Origin of the sequence: Chitinophaga sancti (assembly GCF_034424315.1) — a bacterium.
GTDB lineage: Bacteria > Bacteroidota > Bacteroidia > Chitinophagales > Chitinophagaceae > Chitinophaga > Chitinophaga sancti.
The window spans coordinates 1,522,649-1,541,066 of sequence record NZ_CP139972.1; the positions used below are offsets into that span (position 1 = coordinate 1,522,649).

Genomic DNA, 18,418 nt, shown 5'->3' on the forward strand with positions numbered 1-18,418 from the left:
CAATCAGCTGTCGGCACTTTCAGGCACATCAATATACGGAATAATTGACTTTTCATATATGCATTCCATTGAGGTAAACATTATATTTCCGGGAAGCAAAAGTCTGGTTGTACTATTTACCGATTTTATGGAAGTAATTACTGCCAGGGTGATTGCTGGTATTCCTGGCCTTATGGTATTCATATCGTGGCTGAGCATCCCAGTGCCTGAAATACGCTGCAAAGATAAATAAATCAGGCATAATAAAGGCGGGTACAATGGAGCAAAAACCATCGGTTTCCTGTAATACGGATGGCCACAAAAAAAGCAGGCAGGAGAACCTGCCCGCCACACTAAATCCTATAAAAACCGTGATTATATTTCTATTTCGGGTTCATCTATGACCTGTTTTAATATGCGGGTAGATTCAACTACCCGCATATCAGGATGCTTCCAGTTTTCATTGCCGCACATACTGCGGTATGCAAAAGTTCACTGTTTTATTATTTTCAGATAGATTCAATGGAGGCCTGTCCATTACATTGTTTCTTTTTCTTCATTTGTGAAAGCATTTTTTTACCTTTTTCTGTTCTTGTAAAAAATGCGCCAACGGCAGCACCGGCAAGTGCCACGGAGGCAATAACTGAAATGGCCTTGGTGTAATTTTTCATATTGGGGGGGTATTAGGTTTACAATGTCAGGGCTTTATTTCGTTTACCATTACTACAAATATTTATTCCAATCGTAACCACCTTGTTAATCCATATTAAAGTTGCGCATTTCTACATCAAAAAAAATTAAGCCTCATCATTTCAAATATTGACATCCATCACTTTAAAAAAACAATACATTCAAAAATAACCACAAACCAGGCGGCTGTTAATTTTACTGAAAACAGACCGGGTAGTTAGCATGAATGTTACTTTTTTCTATGACCCGGATCATTGAAGGACCTCCCCCTGAAAAGGTAGATTTGTATAGTCATCAATCATCTTCCACTATGAAAATGTATACCCACACCCAAAGCCCCGGATATACTACAAAATGAGAATAACGATAACAGTGTAGTGCTCATTTCGGGATATTAAACAAACCATTCAAATGAAACAAGCTAATATTTCATCTCAGAAATTTCCAGGTATCAAAACCCAGGACCTGCCCGCTTTACAAAGGGAATATGGCCCTAACCTCGTGAAGGCAAAAAGAAATAACATGCTGATAAGTTTGCTGGCTAACTTATTTACAGAGCCCATGTTCTTATGCCTCATCCTCGCCAGCATATTATACCTGGTACTAAATAGCCCGAAGGATGCCATTACGATGCTTATTGCGCTGATCATCATCTCTGCAATTTCTATTTATGAAGATATTAAAAGTAAAAATGCTATCAGTGCGCTCAGGGAATATACGGACCCCCTGATTACAGTAATCAGGAATGGTATTCAAACAAAGATCCCCGTAATTGAAATATTGCCCACAGACATCACCTTGCTACAGGAAGGTGATGTAATTCCGGCAGATGGAGAAGTACTTATATCAAACGATCTCAGCACCAACGAAGCCATGCTGACCGGGGAATCATTCCCCGTATATAAATCTGCAGGCGGAGATAAATTCATCTACCAGGGCACGACCATTAATTCAGGTAGTTGTACAGCCAGGATAACTGCCACCGGGAAAAACACCCAACTGGGTAAACTAAAATTATCCCTACATACGCAGGATAATACCCAAACACTCATGCAGCAGCAAACCAGGAGTATTATGTACAAGTTGGCTACCGCCGGCATTTTGGGCTTTATCCTCATTTTCATCAATCAATTCCTGCGTACCGAAAACCTGGTCTTCAGCCTGCTCTCTGCATTGACCATTGCCATGGTTGCAATACCGGAAGAAATACCCCTTGCTTTTTCATCATTTATGGCGTTGGGCGCTTATCAGATGAGCCGCTCCGGCATCATCTGCAAAAAGCCGCAGGTAATAGAGGACCTCGGTATTATGACCTACCTCTGCCTGGACAAAACCGGTACACTTACCGAAAACAGGATGAAAATTGCCATGATCTATAACCATAGAACAGCGCAGCTATCAGCGGTCAATCCAGCGCCTTCTCCTACAAACCACGATTTGTTTTACGTAGCTTTCCTGGCCAGCGAACTGAATCCTTATGATCAGATGGAACAGGTCATTCATAAATATTTCGCCCACTTCAATACAGGGAAATACCAGCTACCGGCATTAATACACGAATATAACCTGGAAGGTACTCCCCCTATGATGACGCACGTATATAATATCAATCACAAGCTCATAGCCTCCGCAAAAGGCGCGGCAGAAAGAATTCTACAGGTTTGCGGTATACAGGATGACCTTATAGCAGGCTACCTGGATCAAATGGGGGAAATGGGATTTCGGGTACTGGGAGTAGCCAGTGCAGCAGCAGATGATAAAGCGCCTATTCCTGCTTCACAGGACAACTGGCACTGGCAGTTCGAAGGCCTGATCGCATTCCAGGACCCTATCAGGAATGAGGCCACCGGCGTGATTAAACAACTGGCAGCAGCAGGCATCAGATCCCTCCTCCTCACCGGCGATCATAAAACAACTGCAATCAGCATAGCCAGGGAAGCGGGTATCAATGATAATCACCAGGCCATATCAGGTAACGAGGTGATGGATATGAATAAAACAGATCTTTATAATCATCTTCAAACTACCTCTGTATTTTACAGGATGTTCCCGGATGCAAAATTAAAAGTCATTGAAACGTTAAGAGCATCCAATGAAATAACAGGAATGACAGGTGATGGCGTAAATGATGCACCTGCTTTAAAGGCAGCGCATATCGGCATTGCTATGGGCATGAAAGGCAGTGATACCGCCAGGCAGGCTGCGGACCTGGTGATTACTGACGACGACCTCGCAAAATTGCCAGTTGCCGTAGAGCAGGGCAGAAAAATTAACATCAATCTCAGGAAAGCCATCCGGTATATCATTGCTATTCATATCCCCATTATCTTAACCACCACATTGCCTACTTTATTATTTTTAAAAGGTACTCCCCTCTTTCTGCCTATTCACATTATAACCCTGGAACTGATGATGACTCCTATCTGTTCTATATTTTACGAAAAAGATCCGGTAGACCCGGCCTACATGAAACTGCCACCACAAAGAAAAATGAAAGAACTGCTCAGTTCAGGGGAGATCCTGATCAGCTCATTACTGGGCATAACAATAACAGCTGGAACCATGATACTTTTCTATTTTTACCTGCCACGGCTGCCACTGGCAGAGGTACGTACCATTATTTTCGTAACCTTATTGTTTGCCAATGTATTCCTGACATTTTCTAACAGGTCCTTTAATAGAAGTATCCTGCATACAATGCGTATACAAAACCCTTTATACGCCTGGTTATTGTTGTTTGTGACCGTGTCAATAGCAGCTATTCTTTTTATCCCCCAGGTTATTTCTTTTTATGATCAGGCGATGTTATCCCCGCTACGGATTCTTACCTGCTTAGGAATGGCCTTCGTGAGTATTGCATGGTTTGAGGTATACAAACTGATAAAGTCACTATAAAATTTTAGCAGGCAGAAAATTCTGCCTGCACTACAAACCGCGTTTATATGTCTAAATCAAGTCTTCTATCTAAGCGGGAGGAATAGTCCTCCCGCAAACAGATATTTATACCAGATTGCTATAATTGACTACATACTGCAATTTAACCATCACAGTGCTCAATAACATTAACATTCGTCATCTCCCGGGTGACCAATCTCAATAAATTCATCATCTGCTTATCATTTTAATTCTTCTCCACTTAAAATAACTTGTCCTATACAAATACCCCCAAGCCATGAGATCCCCCAATTATGAACTGCTAAACCCTGACTACCTCTTCGAAGTAAGTTGGGAAGTCTGCAACAAAGTAGGAGGAATATATACGGTGATCAGCACCAAAGCCAGTCTGGTACAGCAACTTTTTGGTGACAGATATATCCTGATCGGACCCGACCTGATCCGCCATGAAGCAAAAACGCCGGGCTTCATCGAAGACAATTCCATCTTTTACCGCTGGAAAGCACAGGCAGAAACTGAAGGCTTACATATCAAAACCGGGCGATGGGATCTCGAAGGTTCTCCCATCTTGATCCTCGTAGATTTCTCTTCCTTTTACAATAAAAAGAATGAAATTTTCGGAGATCTCTGGACCAGGTATAGACTGGACTCTATAAGCGGCCAATGGGATTATATAGATCCTGCCCTGTTTGGTTATGCTGCAGGAGCCGTCATTCACAGTTATTATAATTTCCATCTCAATGCCACCGATCACATCATCGCACATTTTCATGAATGGATGACCGGCGCAGGAATACTTTATATTGAAAAATACGTACCGCAGATAGCCACACTATTTACCACCCATGCAACGGTTCTGGGCAGGGCGATTGCAGGTAGCGGTATCTCACCCGATGCTATCCAGCCGGAGACACAGGCTGCTGCCTTCCACCTCACCGCTAAACATTCGCTTGAAAAAAATGCAGCCATGAATGCAGACTGCTTTTGTTCCGTGAGTGAGACAACGGCAGCAGAATGCCTGGCTTACCTGGGTAAAGCTCCTGACGTAATTACGCCCAACGGATTTAATCCGCCTGCCCCGGACATGGTCATCCAACATAAACAGGGAGCCCGCGATCTGCTCATAAATGTGGCTACCGCATTATTAAAACAACCCATATCCCCGGATACGATTTTAGCATTCTCCGCTGGCCGCTATGAGTTCCACAACAAAGGGCTCGACATATTATGTGATGCCATGGGCATGCTTAAAGATAAGCCGCTGGCACATCCCATTATATTATTCCTGTTTATTCCTGCAGGTCATACCGGCCCCAGGTCACTGCCATCCAATGAAACAGGTGCACTATCAAAAATCCTGACGCATAATTTATATGCGCCTGAAAAAGATGATATCTGCAATCGCCTGCTTGTACGAGGCCTGGATAATTCAAACACTTCCAATGTAAGGGTTATTTTTGCCCCGGTATATCTAAATGGTGATGATGGGATCTTTAACCGCACTTATTATCAACTTCTCCCGGCATTTGACCTGGCGGCTTTCCCTTCATATTATGAACCCTGGGGCTATACCCCGATGGAAAGCCTGGCTTATGGCATCTACACCCTTTCAAGTGATAAGGCTGGTTTTTCCCATGCTGTTGCCACACTCCCCGAAGAAGAAAGAAAAGGACTTTATATTGTAAGCCGAAATCATAAAGATGATTCCAAAGCCGCCGCAGATATTGCCAGTTGCATAGCACAGTATATCAACCTGGCCGATGATGAACGAAAGGCACTTTCAAAAAGTGCAGGTTACATCAGTAGTCAATTCAGCTGGGGAAAAAGTATCCATAAATACAAAGCAGCCTGGCACCTGGCCCTGGAAAAAAGCGTGCAACGCGAATATCTCTTTCATGACAAGCCAGCCACCCTGCCTCCCGGGCTTTTGACACCTTATATACCAGTACCTCAGTGGCGGGAGATAAATATTCAATCTGCCCCACCTGCACAACTACACGAATTATATCATGCTGCAGGTAATACAGAAAAGAATGTACCTGTCACCGCCTATTTCTGTATGGAATATGGTATCCATCCTGCGTTAAGAATATATGCGGGAGGACTGGGGATCCTTGCCGGTGATTACCTGAAAACAGCCAGCGACATGAATATCCCAATCATTGGGATCGGCTTGTTTTACAGGCAGGGATATTTTAAACAACAACTTACCGACAGCGGACAACAGCTGTTATTACGGGAACAGGTTGATCCCACCACCCTGCCACTCCGGGAGGTGAAACACCATTGCGGAGAACCATTGCAGATCAGGCTGAGTTTCCCCGGAAGACAGGTGGCCGTTAAGGCATGGAAAGCAATGGTCGGCAATAGTATCCTCTACCTCCTTGACACCGACATTCTTGCCAATTCACCTGACGATAGATTGATCACTGCCCAACTCTATCCTTCCGAAAATGAATACCGCCTGCAGCAGGAAATTGTATTGGGGATAGGCGGCGTCACCTTACTCAGGGAATTAGGACATTCTATCGATGTTTACCATTGTAATGAAGGGCATGCTGCCTTTCTTACACTGGCACGGATCAGTCAGTTCATATCCTCCTCGCACCTGTCATTTGCAGAAGCAGCCGAACTGGTCATGTCATCACAATTATTTACTACCCATACCTCGGTTACTGCCGCCATGGATAGGTATGATGAAACTTTGCTCCACACCTATCTCGCTCATCTTGCCAGGGAATGCTTCATTTCGTGGGAACAACTCTTTTCTCTCGGCACCACCTACGACAACAAGGTATTCTCCATGTTCTCCCTTGCAGCCAGCACCTCTCAGCTGATAAATGCAGTCAGCAATAAACACAAGGAAGTGACTGCGCAATTACTCACCCGGATCTGGAAAGATCACCCGCCCATTGATCTACCCCTTGTTGGTATCACCAATGGCATTCATTTCCCTACCTGGGTGGCGCCGGAATGGCAACAAATATTTCATGGAAAAGGAATCAATCTGCATAACGAAAACGGGAAATGGGAAAATCTGCAACAGCTCACAGATGCAGAGATCTGGGGCACCAGGTCCGCTATCAAAAAACGTTTTATCACACAACTGCTTATCCTGTTATCCGAACAGTTTAAACGGCACCATTACCCGGTAGAAAAAATCAATAATATCCTGGCTTTACTCCAGCCAGGCACCATGTTCATTGGCTTTGCCCGGCGCATCACGCATTACAAACGGCCGGACCTTTTATATTACGATATCGAAAGACTCACAAGACTGCTTTCATCCGCCGACCACCCTGTTGTACTGATAATAGCAGGCAAAGCCCACCCGGCAGATTTCGAAGGACAACAAATACTGGAGAACATCTATCACCTGACCAGCAACCCACATATCCTGTTCCTCGAGGATTATGATCTGCAAAAAGGTCAACTGCTGACACAGGGTGTTGACTGCTGGTTAAATCTACCTAACAGGGGTACTGAAGCCTGTGGCACCAGTGGCATGAAAGCATTGATGAACGGGGTGCTAAATCTCAGTACCCCCGATGGCTGGTGGGCAGAATTATATAGTCCAGAAACAGGATGGGCACTTTCTCCGGACACCATATCCGGCAACGCAGATTCACCTGATCAGCACAAAGTAGATGCAGAAGAGATATACAACCTGCTGGAACACCATATCATCCCACTCTTTTACAACAGGGATCAGAACAATATTCCGGTTGGCTGGACCACTATGATCAGAAATGCATTTATTCACAGTGCCGCCCGCATTTCTTCCGTAAGAATGATGGGAGAATATTCCTATTATTACAAAAAACTGTACGAACACACACTGGCATTAAGTATTAATAATTTTGAGCGAACAAAGTCAGTAGTAGCCTGGAAAGAAAAAATCCGCCAGGCATGGCATACCTTAAAAATCCTTCACGCCAACCCGGGAAAAGGGGAAATGCTTTCTTCCAGGGAAGGAGAAATGATCACCACTACGATTACAATTAACCCGGGAATCCTGGCACCGGAAGAAATAGGCGCGGATGTGATCTTTACCCCGAAACACGGAGACCAGCAGCAGCAATTTAAAAAGGAATTGCTCCTCACACAGCGAAGCGAAAACTGTGCTACCTATTCAGCAGCATTTCCGCTGCCTGCAAACGGGGAATTCAATTTAGCATTCAGGGTGTATGCCAGGAACTACCTGCTGATGTTTAAGACAGAATCCCCCTTCGTATTATGGGCATAAGAACGAGCCACGCTATTTACCATTTTCCTTTTGGTCTTATAGAACTCATTTCACAAATAGGCATTTATAATTGATAATCAATACTTAAATGGTAATTATGAAATGAGTTCCAGCATGTAAAAAGAAAGGGGATGTATTATCGGTATAATGAAGCCCCTGATCATCGCTTAAAATATTTTCCGGGAATGCAAATAAAACATTCATGAAAGAGGGAATTCACCAACGGTAATGAAAACCTTTTACAGGAAAAAGGGGTTGTCCCGAAGTGTCGAGACAGCCCCCTTTTAAAAAACGAGCGAATGGAAACAATATACATCAAACCGTATGTGCCGCTAAATCTGCTATATGGATCTGTTCTATTCCTTTCAATATAGCATCCGGCATATACGAAATACTGGTAACACCCAGTTTAACAAGGTAAAGGGCAATTTCCGGGAAATCACTTGCCGCCTGCCCGCAGAACCCTACAGGAATGATTTTCTCATGTGCCTTCCGGATGGTTTCCCCAATCATTTTCAATACAGCAGGGTCTTTTTCGTTGAATAATTCGGCAATCAGGGTGGCATCCCTGTCTATTCCCAGGGTAAGCTGGGTCAGGTCATTAGACCCGATTGAAAAGCCATCGAAAATAGCGGCCAGTTTTTCGCCCATTATTACATTGGCAGGTATTTCTATCATCACGTACACTTCCAGCCCATTTTGCCCCCTTCCAAGCCCTAATTTGGCCATATATTCCAACACCTTCTCCCCTTCTTCCACGGTACGGCAAAATGGGATCATCACTTTCACATTGGTAAAGCCCATCTCATCCCGCACTTTTTTGATAGCTGCACATTCCAGTTTAAATCCATCTTTATACAAATCATGACAATACCTGGAGGCTCCCCTGAACCCAAGCATCGGGTTCGGTTCTTCAGGTTCAAATTGCTTTCCGCCCAGTAAGGCGGCATATTCATTCGTTTTAAAATCACTCATCCGCACGACCACCTGTTTAGGATAAAATGCAGCAGCGATGGTAGCAATTCCCTGTGATAAGCGGTCTATAAAATAGGCCGGTTTATCAGGATAACTCCTGGTTAACTGTTCTATTTTTTCGCGCGCCACAGGGTCTTTCAGCTCATCGAACTTTACCAGCGCCATAGGATGCACCCCAATAAAGGAAGCGATAATAAACTCCATCCGCAGCAATCCTACGCCCGCATTCGGATAAAATGATAACCTGAAGGCCTGGGCGGGGTCACTGATAATAAGCATGGGCAATACGCTCTCTGGAAGGGAGATCTTATCCAGGTTCTCTCTTTCTTCCCTGAATGGCAGGATGCCTTCATAAATAAACCCGGTATCTCCCTCACAGCAGGACACAGTAATAGCCTGTCCATCCTTAATAGCCGTGGTAGCGTCCTTACAGCCTACGATCGCCGCAATACCTGTTTCACGGGCCACAATTGCTGCATGGCTGGTACGACCACCGGTATTGGTAATCAGTGCTGCTGCTTTTTTGAACACAGGATCCCAGTCCGGACTGGTGGTGTTTGTAACCACAATATCTCCCGCATTTACCTGCCAGGCATCTGCCGGTGAAGATAATATACGGGCAGTACCTGCTACCACTTTGTTCCCGACAGCGATACCCCTGCATACAATATTCCCTTTCTGCTGCAAATGCCAGGTAGAGAGGAACTTGCTATCATCTTTTTCATGTACGGTTTCTGGCCTGGCCTGCACAATATAAAGCAGTCCGCTCACGCCATCTTTTGCCCACTCAATATCCATCGGCCGCCCATAGTGCTTTTCAATTTTCATGGCCCAGTCAGCCAGTCGTAACACTTCTTTGTCTGATAAGACCATTTCCTGTTGCCGGGATAAAGATACCGGCAAATTTTCCAGCACACTACCATCTTCCGCAAGGCAAAGCATTTTCTCCTTGCTCCCTACCTTCTTCCTGATAATGGTGCCGGTAGGTTTAAATACCTGGTATTCATCCGGCACGACAGCTCCCTGTACGATATTTTCCCCCAGGCCCCAGATCCCGTTTATCAGTACTACATTTCTGAAACCAGAGTCCGGGTCCAAAGTAAAGCAGACACCGGAAGCAGCAAGATCTGATCTGACCATCAATTGAACACCTACAGACAGAGCCACTTTTTCGTGTTGGAAACCATGATCTTCGCGGTATTTAATCGCCCTGTCAGTATACAGGGAAGCATAACAATGAATAATGGCGTTCATCAATGCCTGCTCGCCCCTGATATTTAAGAATGATTCATGTTGCCCCGCGAAGCTGGCATCCGGCAGATCTTCGGCGGTAGCACTGCTTCTCACGGCTACCAATACCCGGTCTTTGTTACATAATCCACGGTAGGCAAACAGGATCTCTGTCACCACCTCTTCAGGTATCGAAGCGTTGAGGATGAGTTGCCGGGCAGCAGCACCTTTTTCAGCAAGATTAGACCATTCTTTTCTATCCAGCTCCCGCATCAGCTGTCCCAGTGGCTCCCATAAATTGTTATAATCGAGGAAGGACCAGAAAGCAAATGCGTTGGTAGCAAAACCGTCCGGCACAAGGATCCCCTCCTGTTTAAACACATTGTACATCTCACCCAGGGAAGCATTTTTACCACCCACCTCTGGTATATTTTTCAAGCGGATATCTGCAAAGTGCATAATAAAGCTTTCCATCTTATTACTATTTATTATGAGCAATAAAAAGTGGCCATTGATGTTCTTTTACCAGGATGTCTGCCATACTCGCCTTAAAAACCATAGACAAAGCACTACGCTGGTAAGCCCCCAGTATGATCAGGGATTCTTTCTCCTGTTTGCGCATAAAGAGGGGTATTTCCAGTTCCGCCTGCCCTTTTAAATAGTGATACCGAGCCTGCGGTGCATGCAGGGAAACCAGTTCTTTTACCATTTCATTATACCGGACTGTTTCCGGCAGATCTGCACTTATCACATCAAAGGGCAACCCGCTCAAAACAGGTAATAAATAGCTGAACATTTTAAAGGCATGGATAGACACCGGTGAGCCATCAAATAACCAATACACTCTTTTAATATCAGCAAAATGCTGGGGCAGCACCAGTACCGGGCATTTTGTACCTGCAAGTATTTCCCGTACAAAATGGGTAGGTGAATCTTCCGTATACCGGGTCATAGATTCACCGGCGTTCATCAGCAAGAGGTCAGCATACCGGCTTTCTTTGATCAGATCTGCAATAGCCAGCTCCTTATCCCGATGTATCAGGTAAGAGATCCCAGCCTCTTTACAGGCCGCTTCAAACCTGTCCACCGCAGCATCCCGCGCCTGCCGGTCCTCGCGAACCAATTGCTTCACACTATCGAGGGCATATTCCTTTTCACTATATAACTGGTAGATCCCGCGACTGGTATAAGTCGGATCTTCCAGGAATACACCTGTAATCACAGCATTATGCTGAATACCCATTTTCACTGCATATTGCAGGGTGCTGTCTGAAAACTTTAAGCCATCAAAAACAGCCAGTATCTTTTTCATAAGTATGCATTCAATGATGAGCAATAAACACAGGTTCACTAATCACCTTTATAACAGAATTGGCATGACTGGGCCGGAGGAAATTAGATATCATATTGCGGCCATACGCACCCATTACTATAAAGGCTTTATCACGTTCAAAAAGTAATTCCACCAGGCCCATTTCTACATTACCTTCTGTAGACAGGAAGTCCAGGTAATTATAATGTGCATGCATCCATTCGCGGAATTTATACCTTTCTTCAGGGCCTACGTCTTCGGGGTTAATACTGATCACAACCGTCTTCAGGTCATTGAACTGCGGAAAGAGATAAGTAAACTGTTTGATGGCATGAATAGAAGCCGCCTTACCATCATAGGTAAACACCAGTTCGTTGATTCCTTCAAAACTGGGTGGCATTATCACCACAGGGCATTCTGCATGGCTCAGTACATCTTTCACAAAATCAGAAGGAGTGTCTTCCCTGTTAGCTGTAAAGGAAGTACCTACATTCAGCAAAATAAGATCGGCATACCTGCTTTCCACGATCAGTTCTGCCAGTGGGTTACCCCTGTCTCTGTGCACAGCACATACTATTCCCTTGTTTTCACAAGCTGCTTTGAAACGTTGAATATTAGTATCACAGGTATGTTGCTTCAGTGAAATGGGTTCCTCTGTCACATTCAATCCTGCGTTGACGGCGGCAGTTCTGATCATACTGTCCGTACGCATTTCGGATTCATCATTTTCCAGGAAAATGGCCAGCAGTTTTGATTGGGCAAGCCCGGTGATATAGCCTGCGAAATCGAGGTTTTCGAGATGCAGATCAAGTGCATCTGCAACAAATAAGATCTTTTTCATAACGATGAGGTTTTCAGATAAAAAAGGATGCCAGTGCTGCCTGGCAACACTGACACCCACAATCCGGTTATTGAATTACCACGTGCCTTGTGCCATTTGCTTTTCGGGCTTCTTCTGTCTTTGGCAGGTATAACTTGAGGATACCATCTTTATACTTTGCTTCTACCCTATCTTTTACGATACTGGCAGGCAGTCTGAAACTCCTGGTGAAGCTACTGTAATTGTATTCCTGTCTGGTGGGGGTTTCTTCTTCATCTTCTGTTTCGGCACTGATAGTGAGTACATCATTGTCAATGTCGATCCTGAAATCATCTTTATCCATGCCGGGAGCTGCTACTGTAAGTTTAAACTGGTCTTTTTCCTCTGTAATATTTACAGCAGGTACGGTTGCAGTAAAAGTTTTACCGCCATTAAAATCGAAGAATTCTTTCCAGGGTTTAAAATAATCTTCAAATACGGAAGGCAGGATGGAAGTTGCCTTAGTTAATTCCTTAGACATAGTTACCTCCTTGTTTTTAATAATTGTGAAGAATATTGGGATTATGATTTCTAAATTTCAGGGCCTTTTTACAATATGAATTTACATTATCTTTTATACTGAAAACAATGATCCGGAGTACATGAAAAATTGATTTTCATCACCATGTCGCCATCGTTACGGATGCATTGTTCAATACCTGCTGAAACAATTTTTCGACATCATCTATATGACACAATGCGGTGCCCGGGCGTAAGGTGGCGGCTGTACCACAGGCAATTCCATAGCGTACTGCGCCCAGAAATCCGGCTCCTTTGGAAAGCTTCAGTACAATGCCTGCCAGCATGGAATCGCCGGCACCTACCGTACTTACAGGTTTTACAAGCGGAGCCGGAATCATCACCTGTTCATCTTTGGTTACAAGGATACATCCTGATGCACCAATAGATACAACAACTGCGGCACTTTGTCCCCGGTTAATAATTTGCCTGGTTGCCTGGTACACCTCTGTTTCGGTGATGCCAGGATCACCAATGTATGCACCTAATTCAGACAGGTTGGGTTTTATAAGATACACCCCTTCCTGGAGTGCATATTCCAGTGGCTTCCCGGCTACATCCACGATTAGTCTCGCCCTTCTTTTTTTAACAATCGCTGCAATCTCTCCCATAATTTCAGCAGGCATACCCGGCGGTAAACTGCCACTCACTACTATGAAATCATCTACGGAACTCTTACCTATTATGTCCAGACAGGGCCGCCATTCCTTTTCACTCACGGTTGGTCCCGGCATACCAAAACGATATTGCTGTCCGGTAGACACATCCATCACTACCAGGTTTTCCCTTGTCTTTCCACTAATAGTCACGTTAATAGCATCCAGGTGCTCTTTTTCTATCAGCGATGAAAAGAAGCGCCCGGTATAACCTCCGGATAAATACACCGCCGTAGAATGCTCTCCCAGATTCCTGATTGCACGGGATACGTTTACACCTCCACCGCCCGGTTCAAATACAGGTGGGGAACAGGCTAGTTTCTTTTCTGGTACAAGGTGCCCGATAGTGGTGCTTTTATCAATGGCTGGGTTAAATGTGAAGGTGATAATCCGATTCATAACACTGGTTTTAGTTTTTCAGGAAATCGTTATTTAACTTTATTGTATACATCGTCGTAGAACCTGATCTCACTTTTGTTATCAGGCCAGGCTACTTCATAGAGGATAAAGAGGGGCACTTTTTGCTTCAGGGGAAAAATAAGTTGTCCTTTGTCAGAGGCCAGCTCACAAACCCTGGCCGGGGCATTTTCCAGGAAGGGATGCAGACCGGGTTCAAGCATTGCCGCCAGCGAGTCTACATTCTCCACCCGGATACATCCATGGCTGAAATACCTGCCATTGAATAAGAAATAACTTTTATTAGGGGTATCATGCAGATACGTACTATAAGGGCTGAAAAAATTGAGCTTGATAATACCCAGTGAGTTGTCGCAACCAAATAATTGCCGTAGTCTATAAGGGAAGTTTCCCTTGTTCAGTTGTTGCCATTTGATAGTAGCAGGATCCAGGACCTTCCCTGTTTTATCCAGCACCTGGTAATTGCCATATTCCAGGTAATCAAGCGGAGCATCCTTAATAGCCGGTAATAATTCCCTGACAGCTATATCATGCGGCACATTCCAGTAAGGGAATAAAATGACCTCATGTACCTGGCTGATAAGCGGTGTAGTCGGCGTATTGGCTTTCCCTACTATACAACGTGTATAAAACAATACGCTGTCTTTATGGAGATAAAAGAGGTTCGCCGCAGGAATATCGACTACGATCACCTTCTGCTCCTGTTGAATACTATTCAGCCAGCGCCAGGTATTCAGGGCATGCCTCAGCTCATACAAGCGCTTTTCAACAGGAATATTCAGTTCTTCGAGTACCCCTGGCCGTAACTTTCCATCTTCCATCATTTCGAAAGTACGCTGCGCAATCCGGAGTGTATTCCGCAGGGTATCTTCGTCCGCAGCATAATCAAGCGTGTCCGTAAACCCCAGCTGGTAAAATCTTTCCAGGAGCGGGCGATTGGTACTGTCTAACAGATTGCTGCTAATGGGAGGAACCAGCCTGTTTTTATGCCGCTCTAGTAAAGCAAGCCGTTTCTTAAATTCCGCATAAACCTGGTTATGAGGCTCCAGTCTGCCAGCCAGGTCAGCCAAGCGACCTTCTGCAATAGCGGCCACTATACTGTCTCTTACATGTGTGCTCCTGGGCTGGTAACTGATGCCATCGTAGCTAACCCGGTTTTCCACGCTGCCATATGCGATATCAGCATAAAAGGCAATAGCGGCGTTCGTCAGTTCCCGTTCTATTGCCGCTGAATCTATCCTCCCCACGTTCGCATGAATGGCTATAATGGTTTTGTATGCATAGTCATGCTCATCGAGCCCATACAGGGATGCCCTTGCAAATTCATCACAGAGGATCTGCCGGTTTGCACTATCAGACAGCCAGGGTATAGACTGCCCCTGTGCCGGTGGCAGTAAGCATAACAAAAGCACCCATATGGCCAGCCAATATTTCATACCTTATGCGTAATGAGCAATGAAAACAGGATACTTATTCTCATGAATATCACTGATACAAAAACTTTTCTTAAAAATATCTGACCAGCCAGACCTGCCAAATGCTCCTGTCACCAATATAGGGTTCTTAATATCCTGCAGCCAGGTATGGAAATAATCTAGTTTCCGGAGTTCCAGCTGCTGGAATGTAAGCCCGTTAAAATGCCCTGCTGCCAGTTCTTTTATATAGTCCTCATCCGGTAGCGTATTATGCAATTTCCGGGTAGCATATACCAGGGTTGTACTCCCCTCACATAGATCCCCAAAGAGATAGGCGAACATCTTAATCGCAAATACAGAAGACCGGGTACCATCATAGGCGAGGATCACATTTTCAGGGAACCCAAATTTCTCGGGGGCAACGATCACCGGGCATTCCGCATCATGGAGAATATCCCGTATAAACTCATCTGCAACATCATGCTGCAGGTACTCGTAAAACTGCTGGCTGCCTATAATCATTAAATCTGCAAACCGGCTTTCCCGTTGTAATCTCTGCAGGGAATAAGATGAATGATCTCTATGCACACGGAACTCGATCCCGTTACGGGTACATTCATACTCAAAGCGCTCAACATTTTCGTCTAACTTATTCTCATCGATTTCCATTTGTATAGGCATGTACATACCACCTCCGCCTAGTACATAATTTTGTTCACTAAAATCAAAAGCTGGTAGAAAAACGCCAATCAGTAAGATCTTTTCCTGTTCATTTAGTCTTTTTGCCATTTCATATGCTCCATTCGAATAATGCGTGCCATCAAAGGCAATTAATACTTTTTTCATGGCCGTGGAGTTAAAAATGAATAAATGGGGAACAACTAAATTTCCGAAGATCCGGCACGACCAAAAATGATCTTCATCATCGAAAAACCTGATATTCATAGCTTCCCGGGCCGCAATATCAACGAAATAAATGACGAATGTCATTGATTCGGCCATCTCCGGGGGCTTACCTTCGGATAGAAATACGACGAGTTCCACAGTTACGATTGCAGTGTCGGTTCAATTTGTTGCCATCCCTTTTATATATAATATGTGCTTTTTTCATAACCAATAATTCATCGTTAAAGAAAGATAGTGACCGTAATTGCTACCTTTCTTTTTTATCAAATTGAATGATTGTATTCGCTATTCTACCAATTTGTCATTTTTCACTATAACTCATTTCATAATTACCATTTAAGTTTAAGTATTGATTATCGGTTACAAATACCCGCTTATGAAATGAGTGCTACAATCACCTGTACCCGTATTGAGAATTTCCCGAACACCGCCCAATACATCTCAAGGCCAGTCCGGCATTGTTTTTCGGACTGGCTTTGTAATATCCGGGCGCTGCTGATCCGGATTACTTTTTGATTTGACAGGAATCATTTCTATCCTTTGATAATGAACGTAACTTTTCATCCAACTACACCCCAACAGACTGGAAATGCGAACTGTTTTATTAACGATTTAATAAATTCCATATGAAAAATTCAATCAACATATTTTTCATCAAAGGAATTCAGATTAAGCTGCACTGGACATTCCTGTTGTTCATTGCATGGGTATTATTCATGCAGGTCATCGCCAGGGAACCTCTTCATATTGCACTGGTGACGATGGGTGAAATACTTGCCGTATTTATGTGTGTACTGTTGCATGAACTGGGGCATGCCTTTGCCGCTATCTATTATAAAATTCCCATCAGCGAAATCCGCTTACTGCCTATTGGTGGTCTTACCCTTTTCACAAAACAACCCGCCAATCCCACGCAGGAAGTAGTGGTCAGCCTGGCAGGACCAATAGTGAATCTATTGATCGCCCTGGCCATGATTCCTTTTATACCTGCAGGAACCGAATACTGGAATTTCAGCAATATGATCAGCAGTATTCACGCCGGCAATTTCTTCCATTTCATCTATAATATCAATGTATTGCTGACCCTCATTAACCTCCTGCCCATCCTGCCTTTGGATGGAGGAAAACTCTTAAAGGGCCTGGCAGGCTTTATATTCAAACCATACCCCGCGTTCCGCCTTACCCTGACCATCAGTACAGCAGGGAGCCTACTGCTGACCATAGCCGGGCTGCTTACAGGCAACCTGTTATTTATCTTATACGGCTGTTTCCTTCTTTTTACATCCACAATTGAAAAGAATAATTATACCATCAGCTTTTTACTGAAAGATGAAACGGTGTCAGATGTTCTGTCGCAGGACTACAAAACCATAGATATGCACGCGGCACGCGAAGAAGTGCTGGCAACCATTTGTTCCGGCAACGACAGGTATTATGTATTGACGGACGATACCGCGCTGGTGGGCATCCTGGATAAGGAAACGATCTTAAGCAAACTCTTGTCCGAAAAGAAAGACATGGCCTTACAGGACATTATAATTCCGGAGCTGCCGGCCATTAGTGCAGATAGCAGGATAATGGATGTATGGGCCGGATTACCGGGAAAAGCAGATTTGATTGTACCCGTCACTTCACCGGCAAAGAAAATAATCGGGGTCATCAGCAGGGATAATATCATTGGCTTTCTGCTGAACCGTATGCAGGCCCAACATAAAAAACAGTGGCACTGGCAATAGGCCCGGCCCTGATGTATACAGGAGCAGGAAACTCATTGATGGCATAAAAGCGCTACGCCAATAAGTATGCCACCAGTCAAAATGAAAATACTTTACTGGCGGAAATACGAAAATGTGACGCAGCAGATCATAACGATAAAAGCGTTACTTAAAAGCTATCACCTTAAATATGCCACAATGAAAAACGAAACCAACACGCTTGTCTATCTCGTAGAAGATGATTCAGATGACCAGGAAATATTGGTAGCTGCCATTCATCAGATCAACCCCTGCATCACGATGCAGGTATTCGAAAATGGGAAAGAATTAATGAACCGGATAGATGAAGATAACTGTTATGATAAACCCGCTCTCATTATAATGGATTACAACATGCCTTACTTTACAGGTGCAGAGGTACTAAAAAAACTAAATACCCTGAACCGTTTAAAAGGCATACCGAAAGTGATCTGGAGCACCGCCAGCGACATCCTTACCAGGAATGAATGCATCAGCAATGGTGCAAGTAATTATTATGAAAAGCCATATAATGTTTCAGGGTATTCTCAGTTAGCTGCAAATATGCTGGGATACATCATATAAA

Annotated in this window: 12 protein-coding genes; 4 read left to right on the plus strand and 8 right to left on the minus strand. The window is 44.3% G+C overall.

Annotated features, from left to right (window positions below):
• Positions 1 to 488 precede the first annotated feature (488 nt).
• A complete protein-coding gene (locus U0033_RS05605; protein WP_177318712.1) occupies positions 489 to 650 on the minus strand; it encodes a hypothetical protein in 162 nt (53 codons plus the stop codon).
• A 430-nt stretch (positions 651 to 1,080) separates the two neighbouring features.
• Between U0033_RS05605 and U0033_RS05610 the strand changes: the two genes are divergently transcribed.
• Positions 1,081 to 3,564 carry a cation-translocating P-type ATPase gene (locus U0033_RS05610; RefSeq protein ID WP_072364932.1) on the plus strand — a complete coding sequence of 828 codons (2,484 nt, stop codon included), beginning with the start codon at positions 1,081 to 1,083 and terminating at the stop codon, positions 3,562 to 3,564.
• A 277-nt stretch (positions 3,565 to 3,841) separates the two neighbouring features.
• The gene (gene glgP, locus U0033_RS05615; protein WP_072364934.1) at positions 3,842 to 7,810 is read left to right on the plus strand and encodes an alpha-glucan family phosphorylase; all 3,969 of its coding nucleotides are present in this window, start codon (positions 3,842 to 3,844) and stop codon (positions 7,808 to 7,810) included.
• A gap of 315 nt (positions 7,811 to 8,125) precedes the next feature.
• Here the strand turns inward: glgP and ppsA are convergent, their stop codons facing one another.
• The 7 genes from ppsA to U0033_RS05650 all read right to left on the minus strand — a co-directional run bounded on the left by ppsA (position 8,126) and on the right by U0033_RS05650 (position 16,039).
• Positions 8,126 to 10,489 carry a phosphoenolpyruvate synthase gene (gene ppsA / locus U0033_RS05620; protein WP_072364936.1) on the minus strand — a complete coding sequence of 788 codons (2,364 nt, stop codon included), beginning with the start codon at positions 10,487 to 10,489 and terminating at the stop codon, positions 8,126 to 8,128.
• Between the two features lie 7 nt (positions 10,490 to 10,496).
• On the minus strand, positions 10,497 to 11,327 hold the full coding sequence (locus U0033_RS05625; protein WP_072364938.1) for a universal stress protein: 831 nt from the start codon (positions 11,325 to 11,327) through the stop codon (positions 10,497 to 10,499).
• Positions 11,328 to 11,337: 10 nt separating this feature from the next.
• Positions 11,338 to 12,168 (minus strand): molybdopterin-binding domain-containing protein, encoded by an 831-nt coding sequence (locus U0033_RS05630; protein ID WP_072364940.1) that lies wholly within the window; start codon positions 12,166 to 12,168, stop codon positions 11,338 to 11,340.
• 67 nt (positions 12,169 to 12,235) lie between these two features.
• Complete coding sequence (locus tag U0033_RS05635) at positions 12,236 to 12,667, minus strand: Hsp20/alpha crystallin family protein (protein ID WP_072364942.1); 432 nt, start codon at positions 12,665 to 12,667, stop codon at positions 12,236 to 12,238.
• A 139-nt stretch (positions 12,668 to 12,806) separates the two neighbouring features.
• Positions 12,807 to 13,760 carry a 1-phosphofructokinase family hexose kinase gene (locus tag U0033_RS05640; protein ID WP_072364943.1) on the minus strand — a complete coding sequence of 318 codons (954 nt, stop codon included), beginning with the start codon at positions 13,758 to 13,760 and terminating at the stop codon, positions 12,807 to 12,809.
• A gap of 29 nt (positions 13,761 to 13,789) precedes the next feature.
• Positions 13,790 to 15,214, minus strand: a complete 1,425-nt coding sequence (locus tag U0033_RS05645; protein ID WP_072364945.1) for a L,D-transpeptidase family protein — start codon at positions 15,212 to 15,214, stop codon at positions 13,790 to 13,792.
• Between the two features lie 3 nt (positions 15,215 to 15,217).
• On the minus strand, positions 15,218 to 16,039 hold the full coding sequence (locus U0033_RS05650; protein WP_072365055.1) for a universal stress protein: 822 nt from the start codon (positions 16,037 to 16,039) through the stop codon (positions 15,218 to 15,220).
• A 686-nt stretch (positions 16,040 to 16,725) separates the two neighbouring features.
• On the opposite strand from U0033_RS05650, the gene U0033_RS05655 reads away from it, so the two are divergent.
• Together U0033_RS05655 and U0033_RS05660 are read left to right on the plus strand one after the other, a co-directional pair.
• Positions 16,726 to 17,835, plus strand: coding sequence for a site-2 protease family protein (locus U0033_RS05655; protein ID WP_072364947.1), 1,110 nt, complete (start codon positions 16,726 to 16,728; stop codon positions 17,833 to 17,835).
• Between the two features lie 177 nt (positions 17,836 to 18,012).
• Positions 18,013 to 18,417: a response regulator gene (locus tag U0033_RS05660; RefSeq protein WP_177318713.1), complete on the plus strand. Its 405-nt coding sequence runs from the start codon at positions 18,013 to 18,015 to the stop codon at positions 18,415 to 18,417.
• Position 18,418: the final 1 nt, after the last annotated feature.

Bases quoted from the DNA above. Each gene is read 5' to 3' on its own strand.
- U0033_RS05640 (WP_072364943.1), bottom strand. From the start codon at position 13,760: ATGAATCGGATTATCACCTTCACATTTAACCCAGCCATTGATAAAAGC.
- ppsA (WP_072364936.1), bottom strand. From the start codon at position 10,489: ATGGAAAGCTTTATTATGCACTTTGCAGATATCCGCTTGAAAAATATA.
- U0033_RS05605 (WP_177318712.1), bottom strand. From the start codon at position 650: ATGAAAAATTACACCAAGGCCATTTCAGTTATTGCCTCCGTGGCACTT.
- glgP (WP_072364934.1), top strand. From the start codon at position 3,842: ATGAGATCCCCCAATTATGAACTGCTAAACCCTGACTACCTCTTCGAA.
- U0033_RS05625 (WP_072364938.1), bottom strand. From the start codon at position 11,327: ATGAAAAAGATACTGGCTGTTTTTGATGGCTTAAAGTTTTCAGACAGC.
- U0033_RS05630 (WP_072364940.1), bottom strand. From the start codon at position 12,168: ATGAAAAAGATCTTATTTGTTGCAGATGCACTTGATCTGCATCTCGAA.
- U0033_RS05655 (WP_072364947.1), top strand. From the start codon at position 16,726: ATGAAAAATTCAATCAACATATTTTTCATCAAAGGAATTCAGATTAAG.
- U0033_RS05610 (WP_072364932.1), top strand. From the start codon at position 1,081: ATGAAACAAGCTAATATTTCATCTCAGAAATTTCCAGGTATCAAAACC.
- U0033_RS05660 (WP_177318713.1), top strand. From the start codon at position 18,013: ATGAAAAACGAAACCAACACGCTTGTCTATCTCGTAGAAGATGATTCA.
- U0033_RS05645 (WP_072364945.1), bottom strand. From the start codon at position 15,214: ATGAAATATTGGCTGGCCATATGGGTGCTTTTGTTATGCTTACTGCCA.
- U0033_RS05635 (WP_072364942.1), bottom strand. From the start codon at position 12,667: ATGTCTAAGGAATTAACTAAGGCAACTTCCATCCTGCCTTCCGTATTT.
- U0033_RS05650 (WP_072365055.1), bottom strand. From the start codon at position 16,039: ATGAAAAAAGTATTAATTGCCTTTGATGGCACGCATTATTCGAATGGA.